This window comes from Halomonas halophila, assembly GCF_030406665.1.
GTDB lineage: Bacteria > Pseudomonadota > Gammaproteobacteria > Pseudomonadales > Halomonadaceae > Halomonas > Halomonas halophila.
In genome coordinates this window covers 3,456,172-3,472,415 of sequence record NZ_CP129121.1, presented here as the reverse complement: position 1 = coordinate 3,472,415, position 16,244 = coordinate 3,456,172, and the positions used below count along the sequence as shown (strand labels likewise).

General features: G+C 68.2%; 13 protein-coding genes and 1 tRNA gene. 8 read left to right on the top strand and 6 right to left on the bottom strand.

Annotated elements, in window-relative coordinates; all coding sequences use genetic code 11:
* Positions 1-143 precede the first annotated feature (143 nt).
* The 3 genes from QWG60_RS16380 to QWG60_RS16370 are packed head-to-tail and all read right to left on the bottom strand — an operon-like array spanning position 144 to position 4,190.
* Positions 144-1,574 (bottom strand): sigma-54-dependent transcriptional regulator, encoded by a 1,431-nt coding sequence (locus QWG60_RS16380; protein WP_146909544.1) that lies wholly within the window; start codon positions 1,572-1,574, stop codon positions 144-146.
* A complete protein-coding gene (locus QWG60_RS16375; protein WP_246124706.1) occupies positions 1,571-3,274 on the bottom strand; it encodes a transporter substrate-binding domain-containing protein in 1,704 nt (567 codons plus the stop codon). Before QWG60_RS16375 ends, QWG60_RS16380 begins: the two co-directional genes overlap by 4 nt.
* A gap of 52 nt (positions 3,275-3,326) precedes the next feature.
* Positions 3,327-4,190 (bottom strand): YicC/YloC family endoribonuclease, encoded by an 864-nt coding sequence (locus tag QWG60_RS16370; RefSeq protein WP_046078845.1) that lies wholly within the window; start codon positions 4,188-4,190, stop codon positions 3,327-3,329.
* 111 nt (positions 4,191-4,301) lie between these two features.
* Between QWG60_RS16370 and rph the strand changes: the two genes are divergently transcribed.
* Complete coding sequence (gene rph / locus QWG60_RS16365; protein WP_035594347.1) at positions 4,302-5,039, top strand: ribonuclease PH; 738 nt, start codon at positions 4,302-4,304, stop codon at positions 5,037-5,039.
* 99 nt (positions 5,040-5,138) lie between these two features.
* On the opposite strand, the gene QWG60_RS16360 is transcribed toward rph, so the two are convergent.
* Positions 5,139-5,906: an exodeoxyribonuclease III gene (locus QWG60_RS16360; protein ID WP_035594346.1), complete on the bottom strand. Its 768-nt coding sequence runs from the start codon at positions 5,904-5,906 to the stop codon at positions 5,139-5,141.
* A gap of 91 nt (positions 5,907-5,997) precedes the next feature.
* Here QWG60_RS16360 and pyrE point away from each other — a divergent pair, with 91 nt between their 5' ends.
* From pyrE to rep, 4 genes are all read left to right on the top strand, one after another.
* Entirely contained in the window at positions 5,998-6,681 is a 684-nt protein-coding gene (gene pyrE, locus QWG60_RS16355) for an orotate phosphoribosyltransferase (protein WP_046078844.1), read from the top strand.
* 17 nt (positions 6,682-6,698) lie between these two features.
* The gene (locus QWG60_RS16350; protein ID WP_146909548.1) at positions 6,699-7,253 is read left to right on the top strand and encodes a YfaZ family outer membrane protein; all 555 of its coding nucleotides are present in this window, start codon (positions 6,699-6,701) and stop codon (positions 7,251-7,253) included.
* A gap of 100 nt (positions 7,254-7,353) precedes the next feature.
* Positions 7,354-7,875 carry a tRNA (uridine(34)/cytosine(34)/5-carboxymethylaminomethyluridine(34)-2'-O)-methyltransferase TrmL gene (gene trmL, locus QWG60_RS16345; RefSeq protein ID WP_146909550.1) on the top strand — a complete coding sequence of 174 codons (522 nt, stop codon included), beginning with the start codon at positions 7,354-7,356 and terminating at the stop codon, positions 7,873-7,875.
* Positions 7,872-9,929: a DNA helicase Rep gene (gene rep, locus QWG60_RS16340; protein WP_146909552.1), complete on the top strand. Its 2,058-nt coding sequence runs from the start codon at positions 7,872-7,874 to the stop codon at positions 9,927-9,929. Before trmL ends, rep begins: the two co-directional genes overlap by 4 nt.
* 95 nt (positions 9,930-10,024) lie before the next feature.
* On the opposite strand, the gene QWG60_RS16335 is transcribed toward rep, so the two are convergent.
* Complete coding sequence (locus QWG60_RS16335) at positions 10,025-10,822, bottom strand: c-type cytochrome (RefSeq protein WP_146909554.1); 798 nt, start codon at positions 10,820-10,822, stop codon at positions 10,025-10,027.
* A 209-nt stretch (positions 10,823-11,031) separates the two neighbouring features.
* On the opposite strand from QWG60_RS16335, the gene QWG60_RS16330 reads away from it, so the two are divergent.
* Positions 11,032-11,108 (top strand) — tRNA-Arg (locus QWG60_RS16330).
* A gap of 204 nt (positions 11,109-11,312) precedes the next feature.
* Positions 11,313-12,059 carry a sulfite exporter TauE/SafE family protein gene (locus QWG60_RS16325; RefSeq protein ID WP_146909556.1) on the top strand — a complete coding sequence of 249 codons (747 nt, stop codon included), beginning with the start codon at positions 11,313-11,315 and terminating at the stop codon, positions 12,057-12,059.
* Positions 12,060-12,068: 9 nt separating this feature from the next.
* Here QWG60_RS16325 and QWG60_RS16320 read toward each other — a convergent pair whose 3' ends face one another.
* Entirely contained in the window at positions 12,069-14,162 is a 2,094-nt protein-coding gene (locus tag QWG60_RS16320; RefSeq protein WP_290130907.1) for a putative bifunctional diguanylate cyclase/phosphodiesterase, read from the bottom strand.
* A gap of 364 nt (positions 14,163-14,526) precedes the next feature.
* On the opposite strand from QWG60_RS16320, the gene QWG60_RS16315 reads away from it, so the two are divergent.
* Complete coding sequence (locus QWG60_RS16315) at positions 14,527-16,242, top strand: EAL domain-containing protein (RefSeq protein ID WP_046078839.1); 1,716 nt, start codon at positions 14,527-14,529, stop codon at positions 16,240-16,242.
* The last annotated feature ends 2 nt before the right edge of the window (positions 16,243-16,244 follow it).

Sequence of the window (16,244 nt, the reverse complement as noted above, 5' to 3'; positions counted from 1 at the left end):
ATGGTTTAAAGAGTGGTCCTTTGGGCAGGGTACGATGGTGAAGGGATATAACCTCGCGACACGCCGTGGCGCCATTCTTGATACAAATAATTGAAAATAAAGAAATTTTCAGCGATATAACCAAGGTTATCCGAGCGTACGGGTTATAGGGGTTCAGAGCCGGCTTCGCGCAATTTCTTCAGCCGCTTGCTGAGCGCCGGCTGGGAGATGCCCAGCAGTCGCGAGGCGATCGACTGGTTGCCCTCGGCTCGGCGCATTGCCTCGCGGACCAGCAGGTCGGCGACCTCGTGCAGCGTTGGCAGGGGTTCGTTCGGGGTGAAGACGTGACGTTCGACACAGGCCTCCGACGGCTCGGGGGCCGTGCGCCCCGGATCGATGGCGCGCCGGAACACCTCCATGGAAAGCGTCCGCGAGCGATGGACGCTCATGGCGTCATAGGCCATGGCTCGCAGTTCGCGTACGTTGCCGGGGAAGGGGTGGTTGGCCAGCAGTATCGGCAGCTCAGGAGGATAGGTCGGCCGCGGCTTGCCGAGCTCGTCGGCGGCCTCGGCGAGGAAGTGGTCCAGCAGCAGAGGGATGTCGCCGTGGCGCCGTCGCAGCGGCGGAATCCACACCTGGTGGGTACGCAGGCGGTAGTAGAGGTCCTTGCGGAAATCACCTTCCCGCTGGCGTGCCTCGAGGTCGTGATGCGTCGCCACCACGATGCGCGCCCGCGCTCGCTTGGGCCGGTCGCTGCCCAGCGGGTAGTATTCTCCCTCCTGCAGCAGGCGCAGCAGCTTGACCTGGGAGGCCGGACTTAGGTCGCCGATCTCGTCGAGGAACAGGGTGCCGTCCGCGGCCTGCTCGACCATCCCGGCGCGGGGACGATCGGCTCCGGTGAAGGCGCCCCTCTCGTGACCGAACAGGGTGTCGGCGAAGACGCCGTCGTCCAGCCCCGCCGCGTTGACGCAGACCAGAGGCCCGGGCCGACCGCTCAGGTCATGGGCCGCCCGGGCGATCAGTTCCTTGCCGACGCCGCTCTCGCCACTGATCAGCAGCGGCTGACCGCTCGGGGCCACCGACTCGAGATACTGGAAGACCGAGCGCATGCCCTTGTCATCGGTGACGATGTCGGCGAACGCCTCGGGGTGCTCCAGAGTGTCGTTGAGAAAGCGACGCCGCAGCTCCTGGTTCTCCTGGCGCAGTTCCTGCAGGCGGATGGCCCGCTTGATGCCCTCGATCAGCCGGCTCTGCTCGTCGGTCTTGACGAAGTAGTCGAAGGCGCCGTGCTTGATGCAGTCGACGGCGGTCTCCACCTGGTTCAGGCCGCTGATCACGATCACGCCGACGTCGGGATGCTCCTCGACGATCTGCCGCAGCAGTGTCTCGCCCGACAGGTGGGGCATGGTGAGGTCCAGCGTCACCAGTCCGATGTTCTCCCGCGCCAGGATGTCCATCACTTGGCGGCTGTCCTCGCAGCGATGGAGGTGATTGATACCGCCGCTGCGCTCCAGGGCGATGCTCAGGCTGCGCAGGAAGGAGGGCTCGTCGTCGACCAGCAGCAGGCCGAAGGCGGGATAGAGGTTCATGCTCATCGCTCGTTCTGATGGGGAGTGGCAGCGTCGTCAGGCGGGGCCACGGGCAGCGTCAAGGTGGCGATGGTGCCCGCGCCTGGGCGCGAGGCGAAGGCCAGGTCGCCGTCGTGCTCGCGGACGATGCCGGCGGAGACGGATAGCCCCAGGCCGGTGCCACCGGACTCCCGCCGAGTGGTGAAGAAGGGATCAGTCAGCCGGGACAGCGCCGCCGGGTCGATGCCCCGGCCTTCATCCTGCACTTCCAGGGTCACGGTCCCGTCGCCAGGGAGAAAACGGGTCGTCAGGCGGATGCCCTGATCGCGATTTTCGAGAGCCTGGCAGGCGTTCAGCACCAGGTTGATCACCACCTGTTCGATGCGCTGGGCATTGCCCCGCACGGCGGGCAGGTCGCCCGCATAGTGCGCCTCGAAGCGGTCGGTGGCCTGACGGATCGAGTTGTCGACCAGCCGCACCGCGGTCCTGGTCACCTCGTCGAGGTCGAGGCGTTCGCCGAGATCGCGGCTGCCCTGACGGGCGAAGTCCTTGAGATCACCGACGATGCGCTTGATGCGTTGGGTGCCTTCCAGCATCTCGTCGAGCATCAAGGGCACCTCGTCGCGCATGCGCGAGTAGGGCAGGCCGCCGAACGGGAAGTCGCCGTGCTCGCGATAGTGGGCCTCGAGAATGGGGCGGGCGTCGTCGTGCGCATCCCGCAGCACCGGCAGATTCAGCAGCAGCAGGCCGCTGGGGTTGTTGATCTCGTGGGCCACGCCCGAGACCAGCACGCCCAGCGAGGACATCTTGTCGGCCTGGATCAGCTGCTGTTGCTGGCGCTGGAGTTCCTCGGTGCGGCTGGCCACCTCGCGCTTGAGCATGCGATTCCAGACCACGATGCCGCCCAGGATCAGCAGCAGCAGCGCCGAGGCGATCGCCCCGATCAGGCCCAGGCGCTTCCACGGCAGGCCTTGCCCCTGCACCAGGGGCCCCAGCCACTTGTCGTAGATGGCCTGATGGCGGCCGGTGTTCTTGAGGATCGCCAGTCCCTCGCTGAACTGGGCGAGTACGTCGGCGTTTCCCTCCTTGACCGCATAGCCGTAGCGCAGCGAGAAGGGACGGGCGACCGGCACCAGGTTGGTCAGCCCCAGCTCGCGGCTCAGGTACAGCGCCGGGAGATTGGCCACCAGGGCGTAGTCGTGCTGGCCGGCGGCGAGGGCGCGCAGGGCATCGGCATGGGTGTCGGTGGTGAACAGCTCGGCCCCGACGTCCTGCTCTATCAGCAGGTCCTGCATGATGTCGCCGCGCTGGACGATGACCGCCTTGCCGCGGAGTTCCTCCAGGCGTTCCACGGGAGGCGTTCCGCGACGGGCGAAGATCGACTGGTGGACGATGGCGTGGGGCGGGGCGAAGTCGAAGCTGGCGTCACGGCCCTCGGAGTAGGACATGCCCTCCAGGGCGTCAATCTCGCCGCTTTCCAGCTTGCGGCGCATCTCGCTCCAGGGGCCCAGCTCGATGCGCACCTCGATGCCCATTACCTCGGCGATGGCTCGGGTCAACTCGACGGCATAGCCGGTGGGGCGACCGTCCTCGTCGAGGAACTCGTAGGGCGGGTGGTAGTGGTCGCCGCCGACCACGATCACGTCCCCGTTGCCACGCGGGTCTCCCGCCGTGCCCTGGCCGGCGACCGGCCAGGCGACGAGGCATAGTGAGACCAGCAGGGCCAATCCGAGGCCCGTCGACAGGGGGGAGGCGCTCGATAGCACGGGCATCGCGAAGCTACTCGATGTTCTGGATCTGCTCGCGCATCTGCTCGATCAGCACCTTGAGCTCCACGGCACAGCGGGTGGTCTCGGCGACCACCGATTTCGACGACAGGGTGTTGGCCTCGCGGTTGAGCTCCTGCATCAGGAAGTCCAGGCGGCGGCCGATCGGGCCCTTCTGGGCGAGCTGACGTTCGACCTCGCCGACGTGGGTCTCCAGCCGGTCGAGCTCCTCGGCCACGTCGGCCTTCTGGGCCAGCAGCACCAGTTCGGCCTCCAGGCGCTGGGGCTCGAGCTCGGTGCGCATCTCGGCCAGCCGCTCGAGCAGCTGGGTGCGCTGACGCTCGAGGATCGTCGGCAGCAGGCCGCGGACCTCGGCGATCTGCGCGCGGATGCCGATCAGCCGCTCGCGGATCAGCTCGGCGAGCTGTTCGCCTTCCCGGGCGCGGCCGGCGATCAGGTCGTTCAGGGCCGCCTCGAACAGGGCGTTGGCCTCGGCCTTGATCGCCTCGAGGTCGAGCCCGGGCGTCTCGAGCACGCCGGGGTGGTCGAGCAGCGCCAGGGCGTCGGGCATCGATGCCTCGGGCACGGCCTCGCGTACTTCGCTCAGCGCCGCGCCCAGGGCACGAAGCTTGGCGTGATCGACGCTGGCCTCGGCGCGGCGCTCGGCGGGCTCGAAGCGCAGCGTGCACTCGACCTTGCCGCGGGCCAGGCGGTTTCGCAGCGCGTCGCGGAAGCCGGGCTCCAGGTCGCGCAGGGCCTCGGGCAGGCGGAAGTGCGGGTCCAGATAGCGCTGGTTGACCGACCGCAGCTCCAGTTGCAGCCGTCCCCAGTCGGCATCGCGATCCTGCCGCGAGAAGGCGGTCATGCTGTACACCATGGCGGGGCTCCTTGTGGGTCGGTCGAGGTCGGGGCGAGTCAGTGTAACCGATTCCTCCGGCAAGCCGTGTAGAATGGCGGGCCATCCATTTTCGACTGCGAGAGAGCTGCCATGGCCGAGGACTTCCGGCGTCCCAGCGGACGCGCCCCCGACGAGCCCCGCGAGATCCGCCTGACCCGCGACTACACCCGTCACGCCGAGGGCTCGGTGCTGGTCGAGTTCGGTGATACCAAGGTGCTGTGCAACGCCAGCGTCGAGGCCGGCGTGCCGCGCTGGCTGCGCGGCAAGAAGCAGGGCTGGGTGACCGCCGAGTACGGCATGCTGCCTCGCGCCACCCACACCCGCGGCGGTCGCGAGGCGACCCGCGGCAAGCAGGGCGGCCGCACGCTGGAGATCCAGCGGCTGATCGGCCGCTCGCTGCGCGCGGCGGTGAACCTGAAAAAGCTGGGCGAGTACACCATCACCGTGGACTGCGACGTCATCCAGGCCGACGGTGGTACCCGCACGGCCTCGATCACCGGCGGCTGCGTGGCGCTGATCGACGCCGTGCGCTACCTGCAGCGCGAGAAGCTGATCAAGGGCGATCCCTTCCATCAGCTGATCAGCTCGGTCTCGGTGGGCATCTACAACGGCGTGCCGGTGGTCGACCTGGACTATCCCGAGGACTCCCGCGCCGGCACCGACATGAACGTGGTGATGGCCGAGGGCGGCGGGCTGATCGAGGTGCAGGGCACCGCCGAGTCCGGCACCTACAGTCGCGCCGAGCTCAACGCCATGCTCGACCTGGCCGAGCAGGCCGGCGCCTCGCTGTTCGCGCATCAGCGCGAGGCGCTGGGCATCCGCGGCTGACGGTTTTCGTCAGACGCGTCGCCCACAAACGCAGCACGCCGGCCCTCGGGCCGGCGTGCTGCGTCATGCCTGGGCATGACGGCGACGAAGGGAGGCGCGTTACAGCGGCAGGTCGTACTCGACGATCAGCGGCGCGTACTCGGAGAAGGTCGCGTCGTAGTCGATCCAGGCGTCCACCACGTGGCGGCGGAAGTTGGGGCCGACCAGCTGGTAGTCGACGCGCCAGCCTTCCTGGCGTTCGCGGGGCTGGTCCTGGTCCAGCGCCGGCCACCAGGTGTACTCGCCGGCGTCGCGGTTGATCTCGCGGAAGGTGTCGATGAAGCCGGTCGGGCCGAGCACCTGATCCATCCAGGCGCGCTCCTCGGGCTTGAAGCCGGGGGTCGTCTGGTTGTCGGCCCAGTTCTCCAGGTCGATGGTCTTGTGGGCGATGTGCCAGGTGCCGGCGATGATGTATTCGCGGCGCTTGCGCGCCATCTTCGACAGGTATTCCTGGTACTGGGCCATGAAGGCCTGCTTGGCGGCCGGATCGCTGCCGTCGGGCATCAGGAAGCTGGCGATGCTGAAACGGTCGTAGTCGGCCTGCAGGAAGCGCGCCTCATGGTCGCACTGGGGGAAGCCGAGGCCATACATGATCGCCTTGGGGATCTTGCGGCAGTACAGGCCGACGCCCGAGAAGCCGTCCTGTTCGGCGTCGAGGAAGTAGCCCTCGTAGCCCTCCGGATAGAGGATGCTGTCGTCGAGCTCGAAGCTCTTGGCCTTGAGATTCTGCACGCAGACGACATCGGCATCCTGGTTGGCCAGCCAGTCGAGAAAGCCCCGACCCACCGCCTCTCGGATGCCGTTCACATTGATGGTGGCGATTTTCATACATGGTCCCTTTTGCGTCGCGCGTGTATGATACCCGACGTTTCGACGTTTGGGTAAATGGCGTCCGCCAATAGACGTGATAGGAGGCTCCGTGGCCGCATCGACCCTGCAACCGTATCAGCAGGCCTTCATCGAGTTCGCCATCGAGCAGGGCGTGCTGCGCTTCGGCGAGTTCACCCTCAAGTCCGGGCGCACCAGCCCCTACTTCTTCAATGCCGGCCTGTTCAAGAGCGGTCGCGCCCTGGCGCAGCTGGGCCGCTTCTACGCCCAGGCCATCGCCGACAGCGGCCTCGAGACCGACGTGCTGTTCGGTCCGGCCTACAAGGGCATTCCCCTGGCCGCGACCACCGCGGTGGCGCTGGCGGATCATCATGACCGCGACCTGCCCTATGCGTTCAATCGCAAGGAGGCCAAGGCCCACGGTGAAGGCGGCAACATCGTCGGTGCGGCGCTTGCCGGCCGCATCCTGATCATCGACGACGTCATCACCGCCGGCACCGCGATCCGCGAGGTGATGGGGCTGATCGAGGCCGCCGGCGCCGAAGCCGCCGGCGTGGTGGTGGCCCTGGACCGCCAGGAGCGCGGCGGCGATGACCGCGATCCGCGCAGCGCCATCCAGCAGGTCGAGGCCGCCTACGGCATGCCGGTGGTGAGCATCGTCACCCTGGACATGGTGCTCGAGTACCTCGAGGTCCACGCCGGCGACGAACTGCGCGGCCACGCCGAGGCAATCCGCGCCTACCGCGATCGCTACGGCGTGCAGAACCGCTCCTGACGAGACGAGATGTGATCATGAAAGCGATGATGGCGTGGCTGGGCGGCCTCGGTCTGGCCCTGGCAACCCTGAACTGCCAGGCGGGCAGCCTGGATCTGAACCTGAGCGACGAGGCCGTGCAGTTCGCCGCCAGCGGCGAGGTCGCTCCGGGCATCGCCGTGGGTGGCGGTCTCCTCGACAGCGAGGATCGCGTGGATACCCAGGCCGTGCATGCCGAGGTGCTGGGGGTCGAGCGCACTCGTCGCTATGACATCGGCGTCGGCGCCCGCTGGGCCCAGCTGGATACCGATGCCGGCGACGGAGGTGGCCTGGGCCTGGGGGGCTACGGCTATGCCTATGTGCCGCAGGTGCCGGCGCTTTCGCTGGGCGGCTATGGCTTCTATACCCCGGGCGTGGTGAGCGCCGGCGACCTCGAACGAGGCCTGGAGTATGGCCTGCGGGCACGCTATGGCGTCACGCGCAACGTGGATGCCTATGTCGGCTATCGTCGCCTGCGCGCCGACCTCGACCGGCCCGGCGGTACCCGGACCCTGGACAGTGGCGCCCATGCCGGCGTGCGGCTGGTCTTCTAGGGGCGATGTCGCGTTCGGTCGTGCCTCGGGCCCCGTTTCGGGGCCCGAGGCCGTTGTCGGCCCTGTCCTTCATCGGCCCAGCCTTCTTCCGGAGTGATCGATGCTCGACGTGGTGCTCTATCAGCCCGAGATACCGCCCAATACCGGCAACCTGATCCGCCTGTGTGCCAACACCGGCTTCCGACTCCACCTGATCGAACCGCTGGGCTTCGCCCTGGATGACAAGCGCCTGCGCCGTGCCGGCCTCGACTACCACGAGTGGGCCCGCGTCAGGGTGCATGCCGACTGGGCGGCCTTCCTCGCCGAGGTGGCGCCGAGGCGGGTGTTCGCGGTCTCGACCCGCGGCCGTACCGGCTATCACGAGCCCGCCTACCGTGAGGGCGACGCCCTGGTGTTCGGGCCCGAGACCCGCGGCCTGCCCCAGGCAATGCTCGATGCCCTGCCCGAGACCCAGCGCCTGCGCATCCCCATGCTGGCCGAGAGCCGCAGCCTTAACCTGTCCAATGCCGCCGCGGTGCTGGTCTTCGAGGCCTGGCGCCAGCTCGAGTTCGTGGGCGCCGGGCTTCCGGGGGCCGGTCTTCCCGACAGCGAGTCGATCGCCGCACCGAGGAACGAGCCATGACCCAGAGCATCGCCAGCCGCATCGCCAAGCTCAACCCGCGCCAGCAGGAGGCGGTGCGCGCCATCGACGGGCCTTGCCTGGTGCTGGCCGGCGCCGGCTCGGGCAAGACCAGCGTGATCACCACCAAGATCGCCTACCTGGTGCAGGAGTGCGGAATGAGCGCCCGGCGCATCGCCGCGGTGACCTTCACCAACAAGGCCGCTCGCGAGATGAAGGAGCGGGTGGGCAGCATGCTCCAGGGTCGCCAGGGCCACGGCCTGACGGTGTCCACCTTCCACACCCTGGGCCTCAACATCATCCGTGGCGAGCTCAAGGCGCTGGGCTACAAGCCGGGCTTCTCGCTGTTCGACCCCGAGGACGCCAAGGCGCTGCTGCGTGACCTGATGAACAAGGATGCCCATGTCGACGCGGACCAGATCAACCAGGTCCAGGCGGCCATCTCCAACTGGAAGAACGACCTGGTGCTGCCCGGCCAGGCGCTGTCCCATGCCGATAGCGAGGACGAGCTGTTCGCCGCTCGGGTCTACGAGGCCTATGTGCGCCACCTCAAGGCCTACAACGCGGTGGATTTCGACGACCTGATCCTGCTGCCGGTGACGCTGCTGCGTGACGATCCGGAGGCACTCTCCCGGTGGCGCAAACGCATTCACTACATGCTGGTGGACGAGTACCAGGACACCAACGTCAGCCAGTACCAGCTGGTGCAGCTGCTGATGGCCGAGCGCCAGACCTTCACCGTGGTGGGCGACGACGACCAGTCGATCTACGCCTGGCGCGGCGCGCGGCCCGAGAACCTGGTGACCCTGGGCGAGGACTTCCCGCGCCTGAACGTGATCAAGCTCGAGCAGAACTACCGCTCCACCGGCACCATACTGCGCGCGGCGAACACCCTGATCGCCAACAACCCCCACGTCTACGAGAAGACCCTGTGGTCGGACATGGGGCAGGGCGCGGCGATCCGGGTGGTGGTCAATCGCCACGAGGAGGCCGAGGCCGAGCGGGTGGCCAGCGAGATCCTCACCCGGCGCATCAAGGAGCGCGCCGAGTGGCGCGACTTCGCGGTGCTCTACCGCGGCAACTTCCAGGCCCGGCTGCTGGAGCTCAAGCTGCAGCACTACCAGATTCCCTACAAGCTCTCCGGCGGCACCTCCTTCTTCTCTCGCAACGAGATCAAGGACGCGATGGCCTACCTGCGGCTGCTGATCAATCCGGCCGACGACAACGCCTTCCTGCGCATCGTCAACGTGCCGCGCCGCGAGATCGGCCCGAGCACCCTGGAGAAGCTCGCCAACTACGCCACCGAGCGCGGCGGTTCGCTGTTCGCCGCCTGCCAGGAGCTGGGGCTGGCCGAGCTGCTGCCGACCCGTGCGGTGGAGCGTCTGGGTCGCTTCACGCACTTTATCGAGGGCGTACGCCGGCGCATGGACGGCGGCGATGCCATCGACGCCATCCGCGACATGCTGCGCGAGATGGACTACGAGGCCTGGCTCTACCAGAACGCCAGCGCGCCGACCATCGCCGAGCGGCGCATGGCCAATGTCTGGACACTGATCGACCAGCTCGAGAAGTCCATGGATCGCGATCCCGACGAGGATACCGCCAGCACGGCCACCGAGACTGACGGCGTGGAGGCGGCGATCTCGCGGCTGGTGCTGCGCGACATCCTCGAACAGCAGGCCGAGGAGGACGACTCCGACCGCGTGCAGCTCTTGACCATGCACGCCTCCAAGGGCCTCGAGTTTCCCCACGTCTACCTGATGGGGCTGGAGGAGGAGCTGCTGCCGCACCGCAACGCCATCGAGGTCGGCACCGTCGAGGAGGAGCGACGACTGGCCTACGTGGGCATCACCCGGGCGCGGCGCACCCTGACCATGACCCTGGCGCGCCAGCGCAAGGCCTACGGCGAGCTGATGGACTGCACGCCGAGCCGCTTCCTCGACGAGCTGCCGGAAGATGCCCTGGAGTGGGAAGGCCGGGCCGACCGCGAGGATCCGGAGAAGAAGCAGGCCCGCGGCAAGGACGCCATCGCCGGGCTGCGCTCGCTGCTGAACTGACCTCGTTCGAGACCAGCGCAACACAAAGCGGGGCGCCACTGGGCGCCCCGCTTTGTGTTGACAGCGTTTCCGGCGGCGCCGGACTGGTGCGAGCGTTACTGTGCCTCGCTGACCATGTAGTCGACGATGGCCTTGATCTCCGCGTCGGGCAGGCCGGCCCCGCCCTTGGGCGGCATGGTGCCGATGCCGTTGATGGCGTTGGCGTAGAGGGTCTCGATGCCCTTGTCGATGCGCGGCCCCCAGGCCTCGGCGTCGCCGAGTACCGGGGCGCCGGCGACGCCGCTGGCATGGCAGGCCGCACAAGGCGCGCTGGCATAGAGCGCCTCGCCGTCCGGACCGCCCTCGGCCGCGGCGGTGTCGTCGCCGGTGGTCTCTTCCGTGGGGGTGCTCTCTCCCTCGGCGACCGCGGTGTCGCCGGCATCGGCGGCGGATTCGTCCGTGGCCGGCACGTCCATCACCGGCTCGACCAGATGAGCGACCGCGGCGCGGACCTCCGCGTCGGAGAGGTTGGGGTTGCCGCCGCGGGCCGGCATGGCGTTGAAGCCGTTGATGGCATGATCGAGCAGGGTCGCGAAGCCCTTTTCGGTGCGCTCGGCCCAGGCGGCCTCGTCGCCGCGTACCGGCGAGCCGGCGGCGCCGGTTTCGTGGCAGGCCATGCAGATGCTGCCGTAGATGCCCTCGCCGTCGATCGCGTCGCCGGCGGTGCTCGCGCCTCCGGCGTTGGCCGAGGCCATGGCGGTGCCGCAGTCCTCGCCTTCCAGGCACAGTTGTCCGACCGGGGCCAGGCGCTCGGCGATGGCCTCGTGATCCGCCTCTTGCTGGGCGTGGGCCGTGGAGGCGGCCATGAGGCCGAGGAAAAGCAGGCCCATCGGTATCAGCTTGCTGGCATTCACTCTCACCACCTCTTCATTGACGGTCTTGTTGGCGGATCACGGACGGCGGCGTGATGGGCGCAGTATAGCGACAGTCCCCCGCCCGGAAAATGTCGCCGGTCAACTGTACGGCGAACAGGGCCGGCCGCACTCGGGCATCGCGGCTGGACAGTGCCTGGGCGGCACGGTAGGATGTCGCTCGCCTGATAGCGATAGCCATCGGGCCTCGCGCGCCCTTAGCTCAGCTGGATAGAGCGTCGCCCTCCGGAGGCGAAGGTCAAAGGTTCGAATCCTTTAGGGCGCGCCACAGGATATCAGAAGGGCCCACGGTCATCCGTGGGCCCTTTCTCGTTTGCGTCACCCTACTCCTCACAGTTTTCCACAGCGCCTCGTTATCCACATCCCCCTTTGCCTGCCGCGCGAGGTGAAAGATGCCTGTTTGCCCCGGTATGCTCTCCGCCAGGCTCACTGCAACGGTAACCCGCAAACGGCGGGGCACAAGGATGCGCACATGACCCTGCCCGACTACTCCTGGCTCGCCTGGACGCTGATCGTGCTTTCCACTTATCTCACCGGCGTGTCCAAGGGCGGGTTCGCCGGCGGCTTCGGCACCCTCTCGGTGCCACTGATGGCGCTGGCCATCGGCCCCATCGAGGCGGCGGGATTGCTGCTGCCGCTGCTGCTGGTGATGGATGCGCTGGCGGTGAAGGCCTGGTGGCGACACCGGGACATGGCCGAGGTCATGCGGCTGCTGCCGGGGCTCGCCATCGGCGTGGCGGCGGCGACCCTGGTGGCGGGGCGACTGGACGAGGATCACGTGCGCCTGCTGCTCGGCGTGATCTCGCTGCTGTTCGTCGCCTACATGGTCGCCAGGCCCGCCGCGTCGCGGCCGATCCGCGCCTTCTGGGCCTGGCCGGCGGCGATCGCCACCGGCATCACCAGCTTCATCGCCCATGCCGGGGCGCCGCCGATGAACCTCTATCTGGTGCCGCGCCATCTGCCCAAGATGACCTTCATCGCCACCACCACCCTGGCGTTTGCCGCCGTCAACCTGATGAAGCTGCCGCCCTATCTGGTGCTCGGCGAGATCAACCTGACCAGCATCGGCGCCTCGCTGCTGCTGGTGCCGGTGGCCTGGGCCGGGGTTCGCAGCGGCCTGTGGCTGCAGCATCGGGTCGACGAGCGGCTCTTCTACCGGCTGGTGGTATTGGCCATGGCGCTCGTCGGCGTGCAGCTGATCGTCAAGGCGCTGGGGTAGAGCGGCGATTCAGGCCGAGGTGGCCGGCCGAGGCTCGTCGAACTGCGGGCGGTCGGCGAGGAAGGACTCGAGCGCATCGCCCGGCAAGGCCTGGCTGCACAGGAATCCCTGGTACTCGTGGCTCTGCAGCCGGCGGATGAGCGCCAGCTGCTCCTCGCTCTCGATGCCCTCGGCGACCACTCGCAGGTCGAGGCTGCGGGCCAGGGCGATCACGGCGGTCACGATCGCCATGTCCTGTGGGTTGGTGACCGCCTCGGCCAGGAAGGTGCGGTCGATCTTCAGGCGATCGATGGGGAAGCGACGCAGCTGGGCCATGTTCGAATAGCCGGTGCCGAAGTCGTCGATGGACAGCATCACGCCCAGCTCGCGCAGCGCGTTGAGGACCTCCAGGGCGTGGTCGGGATCCCGGATCAGCGTGCTCTCGGTCAGTTCGAGTTCGAGGTGGCAAGGGGGCAGGCCCGTGTCAGCCAGCACGCGCTTGACCCTGTCGACGAAGTGGCGGTCGTTGAGCTGCACGGCGGAGATATTGACCGCCATGTCGAGGGCCTGGCCGTGCTCGTCGGCCCACTTCCGGGCGTAGCGACAGGCGGTGCGCAGCACCCATTCGCCGAGCGGCTGGATCAGCCCGGTATCCTCGGCCAGCGGTATGATCTCGTCGGGTGTCACCGTGCCGAGTTCCGCATCGTGCCAGCGCAGCAGCGCCTCCACGCCGGTGATGCGGCCCGAGTCGACATCGACCTTGGGCTGATAGGCCAGGCTCAGGTCGCCTTCCTCGATCGCTCGGCGCAGCCGACGTTCCAGGTGGCTGCGCCGCTCGGCGTGCGAGGTCATGTCCGGCTCGAAGAACTGGAAGGTGTTGCGGCCCCTCTGCTTGGCGTCGTACATGGCCGCGTCGGCGTGGATCATCAGCGCGTGCTTGTCGCCGCCATGGTCGGGATAGAGGCTGATGCCGACGCTGGTCGAGGCCTTCACCACGCTGTGCTCGATCTGGAAGGGCTTGTCCAGGGTGCTGACCAGGCGTCGGGCCAGGGCGGCGGCCACGTCAGGTGTCACTTCGCTCTCCAGCAGCACCATGAACTCGTCGCCGCCGACCCGGGCCACGGTGTCGATGTCGCGCACCGCGGCCTGCAGTCGGCTGGCCGCCTGCTGGATCAGCGCGTCGCCGACATGGTGACCCAGCGAGTCGTTGATCTGCTTGAAGCGGTCGAGGTCGACGAAGAACACCGCGAACATCGAAGGCGGGGCGGTGAGCAGGGCGTCCAGGCGCTCCTCGAGCAGCAGCCGGTTGGGCAGCTGGGTCAGCGCATCGCGATAGACCATGCCCTTGAGTTCCCGGTTGGCCTCGCGCAGCGAGGCGGCGAGCCGGGCGTTGCGCGATGACAGGTGAGCGTCGAACAGCGAGATCAGCAGCGCGGATACCATGATGCAGGTCGACACCAGGGCCACGGTGACGGCGAGCTGGTGGGGCGACAGGCCGCCGCTCGCCGTCGGCATGCCGCCCTCGGGATAAAGGGCCGCCGCCATGCCGGTGTAGTGCATGCCGGAAATACCCACGGCCATGACCAGCGCGGCCAGGCCCTTCTGCCAGAGCGGCGGCTGCCGGTCGGCGGCCGGGTTGAGGTGGAAGGCGAGCCACAGGGCCAGGCCCGCCGCCGACACGGCGATGGCCAGCGAGAGCAGGAACAGGGTCGGCCGATAGCGCAGCGCTCCCTGGATCTCCATGGCCTCCATGCCCAGGTAGTGCATCAGGCAGATGCCGAGTCCCATGACCAGGGCACCGAGACCCAGGCGTCGGCGACTCAGCCGGCCGGTATGGACGACGCCCAGGGCGAGTGCGGCGGAGAGAATCGCCGCCATCAGCGAGAGTACGGTCATGGGGACGTCGTAGCCCACCGTCGCGGCCATCTCCATGGCCAGCATGCCGATGAAGTGCATCGCCCAGATGCCGGTGCCCATGGCGAAGGCGCCACCGGCCAGCCAGGCATGGCCGAGGGCGCCGGTGCTGGCGCGGACACGGCCGGCCAGATCGAGGGCGGTCAGCGAGGCGATGGCGGCGACACCGAAGGAGAGGGCGACCAGGGTGAGGTTGTAGGAGGCGCTCATTGCATGAACCGCGGTGATGGCAAGGGGAACGAGTCTGGGGAAGCGGTCTGTCGAAGGCAAGCGGTGTGCGCTCACGGGGGGAGGGCGCGACGCTGGCGTGCCGGGTGGCGCCGGTCGCTCGACACGCAGCGAGAAGGCGTCTCATTTCTTGAGATATCGCCAAGATGTCGGCATTTCGCGGTGCTTTTCGCGACGATCAGGTCACGAACCGTTGTTACACTGGAGACTGGAAGCGTCGAGGGCTCTCGGGCGAGCCCAGGAGTGCCGCGATACGGTGGTCTGCGCCGATGAAATGCTCAAGAACGCCCGGCCACGGCCGACATCCGATGGCGTGACGCAAATAGATACTTACGGGACGGGCGCGATGGCGGGCGACGGTGGCGGGGAAAATACACAGGGCAACGGCAAGCAGACACGGGTGCAGTCTCTGCCCGCTCCCCTGTCGCGTCTGGTCGTCGAGCAGGCGCCGTTCGGGCTGGTGCTGGTGGATGACGCGGGCCGGGTCCGGTGGGCCAACGCCGGTTTCCGGGCGTTGCTCGAGCTCGACGAAGAAGAGCTGATGGGGCGTCCGGTCGATGGCCTGATCCGCTACTCCGGTTTCCTGCACGACCGTCATGACGAATGGGTTGCGCTGGAAGAGGGCTGGGAGCCGGCGCGCCTCGCCGCCGATCCCCAGGACGATGGCCATCTGGTGCTGGTGAGCGCGACCCCGGTGGAGCGGGAGCAGGGCGATCGGCTGCGCCTGCTGAGCGTCATCGACCCCGGGGAATCCTCCGCCGCCCTGGAGCCCGGCGCCTGGCAGAGGCTGCCCGTGCGCCTGCCGAACGTCTGGCTGTTCGAGGACCGCCTGGAGCATGCCCTGGAGCGTGCCGATCGCACCGAAGGGTGTGTCGGGCTGATCATGCTGCGGCTCGACGGCCATGCGGCGCTGCGCGAGACGCTGGGCGCTGCGGCGTTCGAGGCGCTGGCCGGTCGTGTCGAGCAGCGTCTCGCCCGCACCCTGCGCCGCGAGGACAGCCTCGTCAAGCTGCGGCCCGGCTGCTGGGGCGTGCTGATCGAGCCGCCGCTCACGCCCGGCGGGCTCCAGGCCACGGTGATGCGCTGCCTCGAGGCCATGGAGCCGCCCTTCCGCCAGGAGACGCACCCGACCCTGCTGACCCTCTCCGCCGGGGTCGCCATCTATCCCGAGGACGGGGAGCTGCCCTCGCAGCTGTTGAGCAGTGCCGAGACGGCGCTGGAACGTGCCGGGCCCTCGGGGCACGCCTTCTTCGATGAAGCCCTGCGCCACCACCTGGACGCGCAGCTGGCGTTTCGTCAGCGGCTGCAGGACGCGCTGCTGAATCCGGAAGCGCATTTCCGACTGCTCTACCAGCCGCTGATCGCACTGGACAGCGGTCGCTGCCTGGGGCTGGAGGCGCTGCTGCGCTGGCATCATCCGACCCTGGGGCCGCTGTTGCCTGCCGATTTCCTGCCGGTGGTGAACGAACTGGGCGAACAGGTGCGTCTGGATCGTTGGGTGATCGCCACGGTGATCGCCCAGCATGCCGCCTGGCAGGCCGAGGGCTCGCCGCTGGCCGAGCTCGACGTCGCGGTGAACGTCGACGACGACCTGCTCGATCAGGCGGTGTTCGATCGTCGTCCGCTGGATCTCTTCCTCAGGCAGCAGGGGCTGGAGCGTGGCTGGCTGTCCCTCGAGCTGGGGCAGCAGGGGCTGATCGAGCATGCCGCCAGCCAGACCCATCTGCTGCGGCGTCTGGAACGTCTCGGCGTCGGCCTGGTGGCCAACGATATCGGCGCCGCGCCGCTGGATTTACCGCGTCTGTCGACGCTGCCGATATCGCGGATCAAGCTGAATCCCAGGATGATCGACTCGCTGGAGCGGGGTGGCGTGCTCGAGGCCTTGCTGCGCTGCTTTCAGGCACTCGGTGTGGAGGTCGTGCTGATCGGCATCGAGACACTGGCCCAGCTGGAGGCCGCGCGTGCGCTGGGGGTATCGCTGGGGCAAGGTAACCTGCTGGGCACGCCCCAGGCGCCGGCCGACCTGGCGGGTTGGTGGGAGGCGCGCCCGACGACGGCCTGAGA

What these genes read in the sequence shown, in the direction of transcription:
- QWG60_RS16380 (WP_146909544.1), bottom strand. Translation starts at nt 1,574, where the DNA reads ATGAGCATGAACCTCTATCCCGCCTTCGGCCTGCTGCTGGTCGACGAC.
- QWG60_RS16370 (WP_046078845.1), bottom strand. Translation starts at nt 4,190, where the DNA reads ATGGTGTACAGCATGACCGCCTTCTCGCGGCAGGATCGCGATGCCGAC.
- rph (WP_035594347.1), top strand. Translation starts at nt 4,302, where the DNA reads ATGGCCGAGGACTTCCGGCGTCCCAGCGGACGCGCCCCCGACGAGCCC.
- QWG60_RS16360 (WP_035594346.1), bottom strand. Translation starts at nt 5,906, where the DNA reads ATGAAAATCGCCACCATCAATGTGAACGGCATCCGAGAGGCGGTGGGT.
- QWG60_RS16350 (WP_146909548.1), top strand. Translation starts at nt 6,699, where the DNA reads ATGAAAGCGATGATGGCGTGGCTGGGCGGCCTCGGTCTGGCCCTGGCA.
- trmL (WP_146909550.1), top strand. Translation starts at nt 7,354, where the DNA reads ATGCTCGACGTGGTGCTCTATCAGCCCGAGATACCGCCCAATACCGGC.
- rep (WP_146909552.1), top strand. Translation starts at nt 7,872, where the DNA reads ATGACCCAGAGCATCGCCAGCCGCATCGCCAAGCTCAACCCGCGCCAG.
- QWG60_RS16325 (WP_146909556.1), top strand. Translation starts at nt 11,313, where the DNA reads ATGACCCTGCCCGACTACTCCTGGCTCGCCTGGACGCTGATCGTGCTT.
- QWG60_RS16320 (WP_290130907.1), bottom strand. Translation starts at nt 14,162, where the DNA reads ATGAGCGCCTCCTACAACCTCACCCTGGTCGCCCTCTCCTTCGGTGTC.
- QWG60_RS16315 (WP_046078839.1), top strand. Translation starts at nt 14,527, where the DNA reads ATGGCGGGCGACGGTGGCGGGGAAAATACACAGGGCAACGGCAAGCAG.